Source organism: Pseudoduganella albidiflava (assembly GCF_004322755.1).
Classification (GTDB): Bacteria; Pseudomonadota; Gammaproteobacteria; order Burkholderiales; family Burkholderiaceae_D; genus Rugamonas; species Rugamonas albidiflava.
In genome coordinates this window covers 1,765,788-1,779,345 of sequence record NZ_CP036401.1, presented here as the reverse complement: position 1 = coordinate 1,779,345, position 13,558 = coordinate 1,765,788, and the positions used below count along the sequence as shown (strand labels likewise).

10 protein-coding genes are annotated in these 13,558 nt (G+C 68.2%); 5 read left to right on the top strand and 5 right to left on the bottom strand.

Annotation, left to right across the window (positions count from 1 at the left end; translation table 11 throughout):
* Nucleotides 1–30: 30 nt before the first annotated feature.
* The 3 genes from EYF70_RS07625 to EYF70_RS07615 all read right to left on the bottom strand — a co-directional run bounded on the left by EYF70_RS07625 (nt 31) and on the right by EYF70_RS07615 (nt 2,858).
* Complete coding sequence (locus EYF70_RS07625) at nt 31–963, bottom strand: 23S rRNA (adenine(2030)-N(6))-methyltransferase RlmJ (RefSeq protein WP_131144866.1); 933 nt, start codon at nt 961–963, stop codon at nt 31–33.
* 119 nt (nt 964–1,082) lie between these two features.
* Nucleotides 1,083–1,613 carry a ribonuclease E activity regulator RraA gene (gene rraA / locus EYF70_RS07620; RefSeq protein ID WP_131144865.1) on the bottom strand — a complete coding sequence of 177 codons (531 nt, stop codon included), beginning with the start codon at nt 1,611–1,613 and terminating at the stop codon, nt 1,083–1,085.
* A gap of 33 nt (nt 1,614–1,646) precedes the next feature.
* Nucleotides 1,647–2,858, bottom strand: coding sequence for an MFS transporter (locus EYF70_RS07615; protein ID WP_131144864.1), 1,212 nt, complete (start codon nt 2,856–2,858; stop codon nt 1,647–1,649).
* 85 nt (nt 2,859–2,943) lie between these two features.
* Here EYF70_RS07615 and EYF70_RS07610 point away from each other — a divergent pair, with 85 nt between their 5' ends.
* Nucleotides 2,944–3,735, top strand: coding sequence for a helix-turn-helix transcriptional regulator (locus EYF70_RS07610; protein ID WP_131144863.1), 792 nt, complete (start codon nt 2,944–2,946; stop codon nt 3,733–3,735).
* Nucleotides 3,736–3,810: 75 nt separating this feature from the next.
* On the opposite strand, the gene EYF70_RS07605 is transcribed toward EYF70_RS07610, so the two are convergent.
* Nucleotides 3,811–5,703: a methyl-accepting chemotaxis protein gene (locus tag EYF70_RS07605; protein WP_229420743.1), complete on the bottom strand. Its 1,893-nt coding sequence runs from the start codon at nt 5,701–5,703 to the stop codon at nt 3,811–3,813.
* A 356-nt stretch (nt 5,704–6,059) separates the two neighbouring features.
* Between EYF70_RS07605 and EYF70_RS07600 the strand changes: the two genes are divergently transcribed.
* Both EYF70_RS07600 and EYF70_RS07595 read left to right on the top strand, forming a co-directional pair.
* Nucleotides 6,060–7,208: a helix-turn-helix domain-containing protein gene (locus EYF70_RS07600; RefSeq protein ID WP_131144862.1), complete on the top strand. Its 1,149-nt coding sequence runs from the start codon at nt 6,060–6,062 to the stop codon at nt 7,206–7,208.
* A 149-nt stretch (nt 7,209–7,357) separates the two neighbouring features.
* A complete protein-coding gene (locus EYF70_RS07595; protein WP_131144861.1) occupies nt 7,358–8,953 on the top strand; it encodes a GH39 family glycosyl hydrolase in 1,596 nt (531 codons plus the stop codon).
* Here EYF70_RS07595 and EYF70_RS07590 read toward each other — a convergent pair.
* Nucleotides 8,916–11,765 carry an ATP-binding protein gene (locus EYF70_RS07590; RefSeq protein WP_131144860.1) on the bottom strand — a complete coding sequence of 950 codons (2,850 nt, stop codon included), beginning with the start codon at nt 11,763–11,765 and terminating at the stop codon, nt 8,916–8,918. The genes EYF70_RS07595 and EYF70_RS07590 overlap by 38 nt on opposite strands.
* Before the next feature lie 132 nt (nt 11,766–11,897).
* Here EYF70_RS07590 and EYF70_RS07585 point away from each other — a divergent pair, with 132 nt between their 5' ends.
* Nucleotides 11,898–13,028 (top strand): aldehyde dehydrogenase family protein, encoded by a 1,131-nt coding sequence (locus tag EYF70_RS07585; protein WP_131144859.1) that lies wholly within the window; start codon nt 11,898–11,900, stop codon nt 13,026–13,028.
* A 10-nt stretch (nt 13,029–13,038) separates the two neighbouring features.
* Nucleotides 13,039–13,413 (top strand): hypothetical protein, encoded by a 375-nt coding sequence (locus EYF70_RS07580; RefSeq protein ID WP_131144858.1) that lies wholly within the window; start codon nt 13,039–13,041, stop codon nt 13,411–13,413.
* The last annotated feature ends 145 nt before the right edge of the window (nt 13,414–13,558 follow it).

Here is a 13,558-nt window from a genome sequence, read left to right as displayed (position 1 = left end):
TAACCCGTCAATAACGATATGGCAACCAGTTTATGACCGCCGCGTGACATTCCGGTTGTCCTGGACGCGCCCCGCCGACTGCTCGCCACTGTCGAGCGTGAAACCCGCGCCCTTGTCGCGCCCGAGCACCTGCACGAGGTACGGCATGACGGTTTTCAGCGTTCCCGCCAGCGTGTAGGGCGGGTTCAGCACGAACATGCCGCTGGTGTGCAGGGCGATGCCGTCCGGCGTCGGCCCGGAGACCGACAGCGTCACGTTCAGCCAGCTCTGCGCCGGCAGGTGCTTGAGCTTTTCGGCGAAATTGCGCGCCTCGATGCGCTGCAGCACCGGATACCAGATCGCATACGTACCGCTCGGGAAGCGCTTCAGCGCATCGCCCAGCATGTCGACCACCTTGCGGTAATCCTGTTTGTCCTCGTACGGCGGGTCGCACAGCACCAGCGCCCGGCGCGACGGCGGCGGCAGCAATGCGCGCACGCCGAGGAAGCCATCGGCCTTGTTGACGATCACGCGCTTGCCGCGCACGGTGCTGCGCACGCCCTGCGCCGCCTTGTGCTGCTCCAGCTTGATGAAGTTGTCGGACAGCAGCCGCACATCGGCCGGATGCAGTTCGAACAGGCGCAGGCGGTCCATCTCGCGCGCCACCTGCTCGGCCACATAGGGCGAACCCGGGTAGTGGCGCATCTTGCCGCTCGGATTCATGCCGCGCACCAGGTTCACGTACTCGGCCAGCGGTGCCGGCAAGTCGGTGCGCTCCCACAGAGGCGCGATGCCCGTTTCGAACTCGGCGGTCTTGGTGGCCTGCATGCTGTCCAGCGCGTACACGCCGGCCCCGGCATGGGTATCGATGTAGGTGTACGCCACGTCCTTCTGGTTCAGGTATTGCAGCAGCTGGATCTGAACGAAATGCTTCAGAACATCGGCATGATTGCCGGCATGGAAGGCGTGGCGGTAACTGAACATGGTCTTCTAGGGGATGATTCGAGCCGCCATTATCCCAGAGAACCGCGCGGAACCCCAAAAGCTCGCTTCGAACTGGCAGGCGGCGCCACGTTTTCGGCGCCGTCGCAGCTACCGGCGCCTCAGGCCAGCCGCTGCTGGGCCACCAGGATGCCGTCGGCATCCGCATACAGCCAGTCGCCCGGATTGACGGGCACGCCGGCGATCTGCACGCGCACATTGCGCTCGCCGGCGCCTTTCTTGGCGCCGCGCTGCGGGTGGGTGGCCAGTGCGCGGATGCCGATATCGCAACTGTCGATTTCCATGCTGTCGCGCACGCAGCCATCGACGACCACGCCGGCCCAGCCATTGTCCTGCGCCAGCAGCGCCAGCTGGCCACCGACCAGCGCACGCCGCAGGCTGCCGCCGCCATCGACCACCAGCACCTGCCCGTCGCCCGGCGTTTCCAGCATGGCGCGCACCAGCGCGTTATCCTCGAACACTTTCAGCGTGACCACGCGTCCGGCGAAACGGGTGCGCTTGCCGAAATGGCGCAGCACGGGCGGCAGCACCGCCAGCCGGCCATCCTCGAGCAGCATGGCATTGTCGTCGCACAGGTCGGCGGTGGCGAAATCGGTCACGAACGGAGCAATGCTGGGCGTGGCGTGGCTCATGGAAATTCCCGGGCTAGTTGGATTGACCCGATTCTAGGCGTTTTTCAGCGCCACGGCACGGGTGCTGCCGCCCACGCCGACCGCCGTGCCGATCGCCAGCGCCTGGAACAGCGCGATGCCGGCAAACAGCCAGCCCGGATGGCCGGCGTCCATCACCGCGCCGAACATCAGCGGGCCCACCGAGAGGCCGGTATCGAGGCCCGAATACACGACACCGTACACGCGCCCGGTGGCGTTCTTCGGCGCGGCGGCGCGGATCATCAGGTCGCGCGATGGCCCGGCCACGCCGGAGCAGAAGCCGATCAGCGCCATCAGCGGCAGCGCCAGCCAGCCCGGCACCACGGCCATGCCCAGTACCAGCGCCAGCGCGGCGGCGATCGCGAACGCAATTGCGATATTGCGATCATGGCTGCCGGAACCGGCGCCGACGAAACCGCCCACCACCATGCCCGCCGCCGAGGCCAGCATGTAGGCGGTATAGGAACTGGTCGCCAGCTCGCGCGAGATGCCGTACAGCTGCTCCAGCCCGATCGAGGAAAATGCCTGGATGCCGCCCAGCGACACGGCGGTCAGGAAAAAGAACGCAAAGCACATCCATACGGAAGGCAGCCGCAGGAAGGCCAGCGTGCCCTCGCCCGCCTGCTGCGTGCCGGTGTGTTGCGGCGGGTTCGGCCGCAGCGCATGGCGGTTCAGCACCAGCACCACCAGCACGGCGAACGGCAGCAGCGCGGCCAGCGCCAGCGCGGTACGCCAGCTGGCCAGCGCCGCCACGGTCGTCATGAACAGCGGCGATGCCGCCCAGCCCAGGTTCCCGCTGATACCGTGCACCGAGAAGCCGTGCGCCAGCCGCTCGCGCGAGACGCGCTGGTTGAGCAGCGTGTAGTCGGCCGGATGGAAGATGCTGTTGCCGATGCCGGCCAGCAGCGCGCCCGCCATCAGCGCGGCATAGCTGCCGGCCACCGACAGCACCAGTGCCGACACGCCCAGCATGCCGACGCCGAAGAACAGCACGCGCCGCGCACCGACCCGGTCGACCACGAAGCCGGCGCATGCCTGCCCCACGCCGGAGACGACGAAGAAGACCGTCATCAGCAGCCCCAGCTGCGAATAGCTGAGGTTGAAGGCGGGCTTCAGCCACGGAAACAGCGCGGCCAGGATCAAATGGTAGAAATGCGACGTGCCGTGCGCGAGCCCGACCAGGCCGATCACGCGGGCGTCCTGGCGGAAGGTTGGTTCGTTTTTCATGTCAGCCCATGGTCAAAAGGCCAGTGTAAGAAAAACGGTGGCGCCTGTTTTAAAATAGGATGTCAACTTTTATCGAAATCCTGCCATGTCGGTGCCTGTCGTCCGTCACACCCTGCCTTATCCGGATGGCTTCGAGCCCACCGTGGAGCGTCCGATCACGCTGATCGCCCGCGACCTCGACCGCCGCGATTCGATGCTGCCGCACCGCCATGCCTGGGGCCAGCTGACGCACGCGCTGGATGGCGTGCTGCGCGTGACGGCGGCCGGCAGCACGTGGATCGTGCCGCCGTCGCGCGCGGTGTGGATCGCGCCCGGCGTGGAACATGCGGTGACGGTGATGCAGGCGATCCGGCTGCGGCCGGTGCGCATCCTGGCCGAACGGGCGCCGTTCCCGGACGAGGCATGCCGGGTGCTGGAGGTGTCCACGCTGCTGCGCGAACTGATTCTGGGGCTGGAGCAGCTGCCGCCGCTGGCGCCGTCACCGCGCGCCGCGCTGCTGTCGGAATTGATGCTCGATGAGATGGCACGCTGTGAAACGCGTCCGATCCGCGTGCCGCTGCCGCGCGACAAGCGGCTGCAAAGCCTGTGCGCGCGCCTGATCGAAGCGCCCGGCGCCCCGTTGACGCTGGCCGACTGGGCACGCCAGGCCGGCGCGTCGGAACGCACGCTGGCGCGCCTGTTCGAGCGGGAGCTCGGCATGAGCTTCGGCCAATGGCGCCAGCAGGTGCGCCTGGCCCATGCCGCGCCGATGATCGCCGGCGGCATGCCGCTGGCGCGGGTCGCCGAAGAACTGGGCTATGCCAGCCAGTCGGCGTTTTCGCAGATGTTCCGCAAGACCTTCGGCACCACGCCCAGCGCGTTCTTCAGCGAACGCTGAACACGTGAGGTTGACTGCATGAGGTTGACTACCTGACGCTGGCCGCTTGTCACTTGCCACCTGCCGCTGAACGCCTCAGGGAGACCTGGCAAGGCGTGCCATCGGCGCCGCCGGCCGGCTGGCCGGCGCCGGGTCCTGTGCCGCGAGCCGGAAGGTGCCGACCACCTGCTCCAGTGCGGCCGCCTGGATGCGCAGCGATTCGGCCGCCGCGGCCGCCTCTTCGACCAGCGCCGCATTCTGCTGCGTGGCATTGTCCATATCGCCGATCGCCCCGTTCACCTGGCCGATGCCCTGGCTTTGCTCGTGGCTCGCGGTGGAGATCTGCGCCACCAGGTCGGCCACCTGCTGCACCGACCGCACGATGTCCGCCATGGCCCCACCGGCGCCATCGGCCAGCCTGCTGCCGGCGTCGACCTGGTCGACCGAGGCCAGGATCAGGTCCTTGATTTCCTTGGCGGCGGTGGCCGAACGCTGCGCCAGGTTGCGCACCTCGGAGGCGACGACAGCGAAGCCGCGGCCCTGTTCGCCCGCGCGCGCCGCTTCCACGGCGGCATTCAATGCCAGGATATTGGTCTGGAACGCGATGCCGTCGATGACGCCGATGATATCGGCGATGCGCCGCGAACTGCCGGTGATCGCGCCCATCATGTCGACCACCTGCGCCACCACGGTACCGCCCTTGCGCGCGGCCTCCGCGGTACTGGCCATCAGCGCATTCGCCTGCGCCGCGTTATCGGCATTGCTGCGCACGGTACTGGTCAATTCTTCCATCGCTGCGGCGGTTTCCTCCAGGCTCGAGGCCTGCGCTTCCGTGCGGTTCGACAGGTCGAGGTTGCCCGTGGCGATCTCGCCGGTGGCGGTGGCGATCTGGTGCGCGCTTTCCCGTACCTGCAGGATCGTGCCGTTCAGCGAAGAGATGAACCGGTTGAAGGCACCTGCCAGCGCGCCGATCTCGTCCTCCGACTCCACGCGCATCCGGCGGCTCAGGTCGCCGTTACCGTCGGCGATCTGGCCCAGCATCGTCGCCGCCCGCATCACCGGCGCGGCGATCGCACGGCTGATCAGCCAGATACCGGCCAGGCCCACGCCGCCGCCCACCAGGCCGGCGATCAGCGCGGCGATCGTGGCCGAGCGCGCGATATCGCCCAGCACTTCGCTTTCCGGCACGCGCGCCAGCACGTACAGGTTCAGTTCGCGGATATACGACGAGGCCACCAGCACCTTGCCCTGCGGGCCGTCGATGGCCGCGTGCGCGAAAGGCTGGCCGCCGAACAGCGCCTTCACCACCGCGGCATCGAAGCCCGGCTGGTCCTGCAGCAGGTGCTTGCCGTCGGCCAGTTGCGGATCGCGGTCGATCAGCAGCACGCCGTTCGGGCGCACCAGCGATACCGAGCCCGTTTCGCCCAGCCGGAAGTTGCGCACCGTGTTGGCCAGGTCGTTCACGGCCAGGCCGATGCCGGCGACGGCCAGCTTGCCGCCCGCCGTCTGCACGCGATTGTTAATGAACAGCATGTAGCTGTTCGCGCGGGCGTCCCTGTCGATGTCCAGGCGATACGGCACGTTGCTGGACAAGAAACCATAGAACCATTCGTCGCTTGCCTTTCCGGGCGCCAGCGTGCGGTCGTAGCCCTCTTCGGTAAAGTACTTGCCGGTGTCCTTCGATACCCAGAATACCGCGGCGGCCTGGTTCTTCTCCTTCAGGTGGCGCGCATAGGTCTGCCACGCGGCGGCTCCTTCGTCCGGCAGGCCGGCATCTTCCCAGGCATGGACATAGGTGTCGTTGGCCAGCGTTTCCGCCACGGCCAGCGTGCGGCCGATCTGGCGCAGCACGTCATTGCGGATTTCGCCTACCTGCGCCGGCAACTCTTGCGTCAATGCACGCGAGCGTGCGCGTTCGCCATTCATGGCCACGCTCATCACGGAAGAGATGACCATGAAGACCAGCAGGCACATGCCCATGCTCAGCATGAGCTTCTTCTGGATTGACAGTTTTTTAATGAGCTTCATCATTAATTTCCAAGAGTAAATTGCTTCTTTTGAGTGTATGCATTTGCAAGCTGCACGCTACAGAAATATTCCACAAGGAAACATCTAGTTTACCTGCTGATTCATATACGCAACAACCTATTGACTCTCCTGAAACAATGACCTGGCAGTCGGCCCCGACGAAACGAAAAGATGGAGAGAAGGCAGGTGGCCTGCGCGGATGGCGATCCGGGTCGAAAGCTGGAAGGCGGCTCGGAAAGCCGGCGGAAGCTTGGGGGGCGGATGACGAACGGCTCCTTGCACCAAGCCCGGCCCGCCTCTATGATTGCGCTCACATCATGGGCGCCTTCTACCGAAAAACACTGGCCGCGCTACTCTGCCTGCTGGCCGGCAGCCTGTTGCTGGGCTATGCCTGCGTCGAGCGCAGCTACCTGCACACGCCGCTGCTGCCGGCCCGCGACGGCACGCTGCCATGGCATGCTGGTACCAGCCTGGACCACAAAGGGGCCGCCACGACCATCGCGATCCACGAAGACCGGCAGCGGTTGCGCTTCGGCTTCCGCCTGGTGCCCTCCTCGGCCTACCCGTTCGCGGCGGCGGACCTGCTGTTCGAGGACCGCGACGGCAAGCCGGCGCACATCGACCTGTCCCGCTACGATTCCCTCACCTTCGGCGCCCGCTGCGCCCCCGCCAACACGCTGATGCTGAGCGTGCCGACCTTCGACGACCGCGTTTCGCGGCGCAACGACCTGCTGAGCTATCGCACGCCGACCGCCTTCTTCGCCTGCACCGTGGCGGGCACGCGGGTGGAAATCGACCTGTCGCGGCTGGAAACGCCGCAATGGTGGTTCGACATGTTCAAGCTCGACCTGTCCCACCAGGCCTATAAACTCGACCGCGTACCGAAAATCGCCATCGGCAGCACCTTTCAAAGTCCGGTGAATATCGCCTCGACGGTGGTCATCGAAGCGCTGGTCTTGAATGGCCGCGATTTCCGTTACCTGTACGCGCTTGCCGCGATATTGATCCTGGCCTGGGGCGGGTTCGCCGTATGGTTTTTCCGCCAGCATGCCGCCGCGCTGGTGGCCGACGTGCGGGAAAAACTGCAAAAGGATTTGCCCTTCGTCGCTTACCAGCAGCTTTCGCTGGAACCGCACCGCGACCGGGAAAAGGCGGCGGTATTACGTTATATCGCCAGCCATTATGCCGATGCGGGAATGGAACTCGACAAGGTGGTGGCGGCAACGGGCGTGAATCGCAACAAGCTGAACGACATTTTGAAGGCCGAACTGGGTTTCACCTTCACCGCCTACCTGAACAAGCTGCGGCTCACGGAAGCGGCCCGGCTGCTGTCGGAAAACGATGCGCTGGCGGTGGCGGAAATCGCCTATTCGGTCGGCTATGCCAACGTCTCGTACTTCAACAAGCTCTTCAAGGAAGAATACGGTTGCACGCCGAAGGCGTTCCGCACCGCGTGCGCAAACTGACATTCGCGCACGAATTTCTTCAACTATCCGCATTCCGCCAGGGTTTGCGCGCCGCGTGCTAGCGGCTTTCCGCCCCTCGCCCGCACACTGTGCGGCAGCGCGCCGGCTGCCGGCCGGCGCCGTTCAACCATCCGGAGCGAGACAGATTCATGCATCAACCTGACAAAGCAACACTCCTCATCGCGGCCTTGCTGGGCGCCGTGCTGTCCTGGTCGCAGGCCGCAACCGCGCAGCAACGCGATATCGACGTGCATGTCGGCCAGGTGGCCGGCAAGCTCGACAAGACATTCAACGAAGTCATCGGCGCCGGCCGCGCCAATGAGGGACTACGCGCCGACTGGCAGCGGCAATTGGCCGAAATAAAGCGCGACGCGGGCTTCCGCTATATCCGCATGCATGGCCTGCTGTCGGATGACATGGGCGTCTATAAAATCGATGCGCAAGGAAAGGAACACTACAATTTCCAGTATATCGATGCGCTGTACGATTATCTGCTGAGTATCGGCGTAAAACCTTTCGTCGAACTGGGTTTCATGCCCTCCGCAATGGCCAGTGGCGATAAAACCATTTTCTGGTGGCGCGGCAATGTCACGCCGCCACGCGATTATGCGAAATGGGGGGAACTCGTCAAAAAGCTGACGGAGCACTGGACCGAGCGCTATGGCCAGGCCGAAGTGGCCACCTGGTATTTCGAAGTGTGGAATGAACCGAATCTCGATGGTTTCTGGACCGGCACGCAGGCCGAATATTTCCGGCTGTATGACCACGCGGCGCGGGCGATCAAGAGTGTCAGCCCGGCCTACCGGGTCGGCGGGCCGGCCACCGCCGGCGCGGCCTGGATCCCGGAGATGATCGCGCATGCCACCACGAACAAGGTGCCGCTCGATTTCGTCAGCACGCACACGTATGGCGTGAACCAGGGTTTCCTCGACGAATTCGGTACCACCGGCACCGTGCTGAGCAAGGACGACGGCGCCATCGTCAACGACGTGCTGAAGAACCGCCGCGAGATCGCCGCGTCCGCCCTGCCCAAGCTGCCGCTGCACTACACGGAATGGAGTTCGTCGTACACGCCGTCCGACCCCACGCACGACAGCTACCACCAGGCTGCCTACATCCTGCAGAAGCTGAAGCAGACGGGCAATGCCGCGCAGTCGATGTCGTACTGGGTATTCACCGATATCTTCGAGGAAGCCGGCCCCCGTTTCGAGGCCTTCCACGGCGGCTTCGGGCTGATGAACACCCAGGGCATCAAGAAGCCCGCCTACTTCGCCTACCAGTTCCTGAACCAGCTCGGCAGCCAGGAATTGCGCAACGGCGACGCGAAGTCGATCGCCACCGTCGACGGCAATGGCGACGTCGGCGTGCTGCTGTGGGACTACACGCACACGCTGCCCGCGAACATCAACAACCAGCAGTACTTCATCAAGGACCTGCCGCCCAGGGCCAAGGGCGAGGTGCGGGTCACGCTGCGCGGCGTGAAGCCGGGCGCCTACACGCTGGCCATCTCGCAGGCCGGCTATCGCCGGAACGACGCCTTCACGGCCTACATCGGCATGGGGTCGCCGGCGCAGCTGACGCGCCAGCAGGTCGCGGAACTGAAGGCGCAGGCCACCGGCGCGCCGTCCGAGCAGCGGACGGTGCGGGTCGGCGGCGACGGCAAGTTCAGCGTGGCGCTGCCGCTGCGCGAAAACGATGTGGTCCTGCTCAAGCTGAGCAGCGCTCCAGGCAAGCCTGCGCGGTGATCACGTCGCGCGAGGCACCGCCTTCGCGGTAGCGCGCCAGCACCGGCGCCAGCACGGCGGCCGCATCGCCGCCATGCCTGCCCGTGTCGTCGCAGGCATGCTGGCGCGACAGCAGTCCCGCCAGGCTGGTGCCGGCACGCAGTTCCCAGGCCAGCGCGCCCTGGCGATGTGCCAGCGCCAGCGCCTGGCGGAATACCCGTCCAGCCTGCGCACCGGCGCCCACCCGCGCCAGCTGTTCGCCCCAGCAGCGCAACAGCTCCGGCGCGGCCCAGCCGGCCCGGCCATCGCGGGCACGCGCCAGCGATGCCGGCGTCATCAACCCGGCGTGCAGCGTGGGCAGCATGTCCAGGTGCAGGCCGGTGCACGATGGATGGCGCAGCAGCGCATCGGCCGGTTCGGCCGTGTTGACCGAGAGGGCCACTTCCGCCCCCATGCCATCCGTCCCGCCATCGTGGCGCTGCAGCGCGGCGCGGAACGCGCGGGCCCAGAATGCCCAGTGGGCCAGGCGGTCGCGCGCCGCGCGCTCGGCCATCATGGCGATGCAGCGCCGCGCCATCGGCAGGTCGCCGCTCCACAGGGCCACCGGTATCGCCAGCACCAGCGCGAAGCACAGCGACACCGAATGATCCAGCCGCAGCGCCTCGTCGACGCCCTCGCGCGCGGCCAGCAGGGCCTGCTCCGGCATGCCTTGCAGCCACAGCACGCGGCCATGGATCGCCAGCGACGACACGCGCTGGTCGAACTGGAACCCGGCGGCACCAGGGGCGCGCCGCGCCGGATGCACCACCGCGTCCGCATGCGCGCGCGCCGCGTGCTGGTCGCCCAGGTAGTGCCGGGCGCGGGCCAGCAGCCGCTGCTGCGCCTGGCCGCCGTCGTCCATGCCGGCGGCGCGGGCCAGCGGGCCGAAGCGGCGGGCCAGCTCGAACGCCCGGGCGTAGTCGCCCTGCAGCAGCGCATCGGCATAGCAGCCCCACAGCGCGCGCACCGCGGCGCCGTGGTCGCCCAGCCGCTCGGCCAGCGCCAGCGCCCGGCCAAAGGCCTCGGCGCGCGGTGCGGCCACGTCGCCGGCGTGCAGCAGTGTGTGGCCGAGCGCCAGGTTCAGCGCGGCCGCCAGCGGCAGGCCGGCCGACCCGGCCGCGGTGGCGCAGGCCAGCGCCGGGCCGAGGCGGGCGCGGTAATCCTCCATCATCGAATGGCGGTACCACAGCGGCGCCGAGGCGGCGGCCAGCCGCGCCCCCAACAGCGGCGCGCCGCCCGGTCCGAAGGCCCAGTCGAGGGCGGCCCGCACGTCATCCAGGCGCAGCTCCTGCACCACCGCGTCCAGCGCGCTCGCATCATGGTCGGCGCGGGCCAGCAGCATGCAGCAGTAACGCAGGTGGCGCTCGGCCACGGCGCCCTCCTCGCCGGCCGCGCGCAACTGCTCGAGCGCATAGGCGCGGGTGGTATCGAGCAGGCGGTAGCGCCCGTCCGTGTCGGCGGCGAGCATCGATTTCGCCGCCAGCTGCCCCATGTGGCCGGCCAGCGCGGGTGTGCCGAAGTCGCCGCAGCCGGCGACCGCCGCGGCACCTTCGGCCGTGAAGCTGCCGCGGAACACGGCCAGGCGCCGCAATACTGCCTGCTCGGCGGGCGCCAGCAGCGCATGGCTCCAGTCGAGGGTGGCGCGCAAGGTCTGGTGGCGCGGCAGTGCCGTGCGGCGGCCGCGCGTCAGCACGGCGAAGCGGTCGGACAGCCGGCGCGCCAGTTCCTGCACGCCGAAGAAGGCCGCGCGGCCGGCCGCCAGTTCGAGCGCCAGCGGAATGCCGTCGAGCCGGCGGCAGATCTCGGCCACGGCAGCCGCGTTGTGCGCATCGAGCACGAAGCCGCCATCCGCGCTGGCGCGTTCGACGAACAGCTGCACCGATGGATAGGTGCCCAGTGCCGCAGGGTCGGCGAACTGCGAGGAACACTGCGAGGGCGGCTGCGCGGAAACCGGCGCGGCCGGTACCGCCAGCGGTGGCAGCCGGAACACCCGTTCGCCGTCGGCGCGCAACGGTTCCCGGCTGGTGGCGAGGAGGTGCAGCTCGCGCGTCTGCCCCAGCAGGGCGGTGGCCAGCGCGCGCGCCGCATCGATCAGGTGTTCGCAGCCATCCAGCACGAGCAGCCCGCGGCCGGTGCGCAAGGCCTGCGGCAGGGAGCCGGCCAGCGCCTCGGCGGACAGCGGCGCGGCCAGCCCGAATGCCCGCGCCACCGCCCCCGGCAGCAGCGCCGGGTCGGCCAGCGGCGCCAGGTCCGCCACATACACGTGCCGGCCGAAGCGTGCCGCGGCGCGCCCGGCAAGCGCCTGCGCCACCGATGTCTTGCCCATGCCGCCCGGGCCGGCGATCGTCAGCAGGCGCGTGCCGGCCAGCTCGCGCACCAGATGGTCGAGCACCTGGGCGCGGCCCACCAGCCGGGGCTGCGCCGGCAGGAGCGCGCAATGTGGCGCCACGATCGCCGGCTCGCGTGGCGGGTGCAGGGGCGCGACGAAGCTGTAGCCCCGGCCCACCACGTTCTCCACATAGGGCTGGTCGTTGCCCAGCGCCTTGCGCAGCGCGCCGATGTGCACGCGCAGGTTGCCTTCCTCGACCACCGTGTGCGGCCACACGCAGGCGATCAGTTCATCCTTGCCGACCACCGTGCCGGCCCGCTCGACGAGCGCGACCAGCAGGTCGAAGGCGCGCCCGGTCAGGCGCACCGGCATGCCGTGCCGGTACAGCGCGCGTTCATGCGGCACCAGGCGGAATGCGCCGAAGGCCACCTCGCCGATCGGAGGCCGCCACTGCTGTCGGTCCATGTTCCCTTACCTCGAAAGCCGGATTGATTTCCGGCCCGGCTGATTTTAACGTAACGCTTACCCGGCGTTCATCATCCGCCATCGTGAATCAGTCGTCATCGTTAGCCATCCACCACCTGAAAGAGGGATCCCATGATGTACACGTCCGCCACATTGCCGCTGGCGCAGGCGGGCGCCGAGCAGCGCGCCCGCCTGCTCGACGGCCTTGGCGCCGGGCTGGACGGCGTGCGGCACCGTTTGCCGCGCCAGGCCGCGTTCGATGCGGGCGTCGAACCCGCCATTGCGCTGCGCCAGCACGACATGCTGCGCGAGTGGCTGCGCACGCTGGCCCTGGCCCTGCGCGCCGACACGGGCGGCCCGCGCACCGTCCCGCTGGGGCCCGTCGCGGCGGTGGGCGCGCATGGCAGCGCGTACGGGCTCGCCGGCAGCTATGCGATGGCAGCACTGGCGGCGGGCTGCCCGGTGCTGGCGCGCGCGGCGCCGGCGCCCAGTTGCACCGAGCTGGCTGGATTGATCGCGGTCGCCGCGGCGGCGGCCCGGCTGCCGGACACGCTGTTCGAACTGGCCGTCGACGACGATGCGCTGCTGGCCCGGCGCACCGTGCGCGGCGTGATCTGCCGCGCCGGCGCGCGCCCGGTGCCCCGGCTGCTGCCGGCCCTGGCGGAACTGGACGGCAGCGAAGCCGCCTTCGTGCTGCCGTCCGCGCTGAACGGCCGCGCCGAATACCTGGGCCGGCAGTTGCTGGCGCAGCCCGGGGCATGCCCGGTGGTCGTGGCGATCGACGGCGACGGCTTCATCGACCTGCGCGAAACCATCATCGACCAGCTGGCCGATGCCGGCGCGACCTGTACCAGCCACGCCGGCGGTGCCGCCTTGCCCGCCGCCGGCGAGGTCCGCATGCTGGGCGATGCGCGCGACGGCCGCGCAGCCGCTTTCGCCGAAGTGCCGGCTGCGGCGCTGATCGCCAATCCGGCCCTGTGCGGCGCGCGCCACGCCGGGTTGCTGGTGCGCTGCGCCGATGCGGGGGAACTGCTGGCGCTGGCGTGGGCGCTCGGTCCGCTGGCCTGCGCCAGCCTGCACGTGGCATCCGGCGACGCGGCGTTGTCGGCCCAGTTGCTGCCGGTGCTGGAGCTGGCCGCGCGGCACATCCACGTGAACCGCTTCGGCAGCGCGCTGCGGCCCACGCGCGCCGCGGCGCTGGATGCGATCGGCAGGTTCCGCCGTCCAGTCTTCCACCATGCCGACGCGCCGCATGCCTCCTGAGCCGCCCGCCATGACAAAGCCCACGATGGAAACTCACCCGTTCGCGCGGGCCGAAAAGGTCGGCGTCGCGCAAATCCGCATCCGCAAGGCCGAGCACAGCACCGCCGTGCTGGGTTCCTTCATCGCCGCCGACAAGCTGCTCAAGGCCTGGGCCGCGGCGCACGACTGCAGCGAATGCGAGTTTGAAATCCGCTACCTGGACGGCTACCGCCTGTCCGGCCTCTATCCCATGTGGCAGAAAAGCACTAGCCGCCAGTCGCTGGGCGCCCACGTGCGGCGCCTGCTCGTCGGCCCCCGCCTGCCCTCCACACTGCACTTCCCCCCCGGCAGCGGCCCCGACCAGTTCCTCGACCAGTACGAGGTCGAAGACTTCGCCGAACCCTGAAAAACCGTAGCAATTTCACCACACCCGCCGGTTTTGGGAAATGTTTCCAAAAATCGGGGTCTGACCCCGGTTTGGGGAAATATTGCCGGGTCGTGTCAGGCTGTTGTAAAGATAGTCACTTACCATGCGGCGATGACGGCGATCC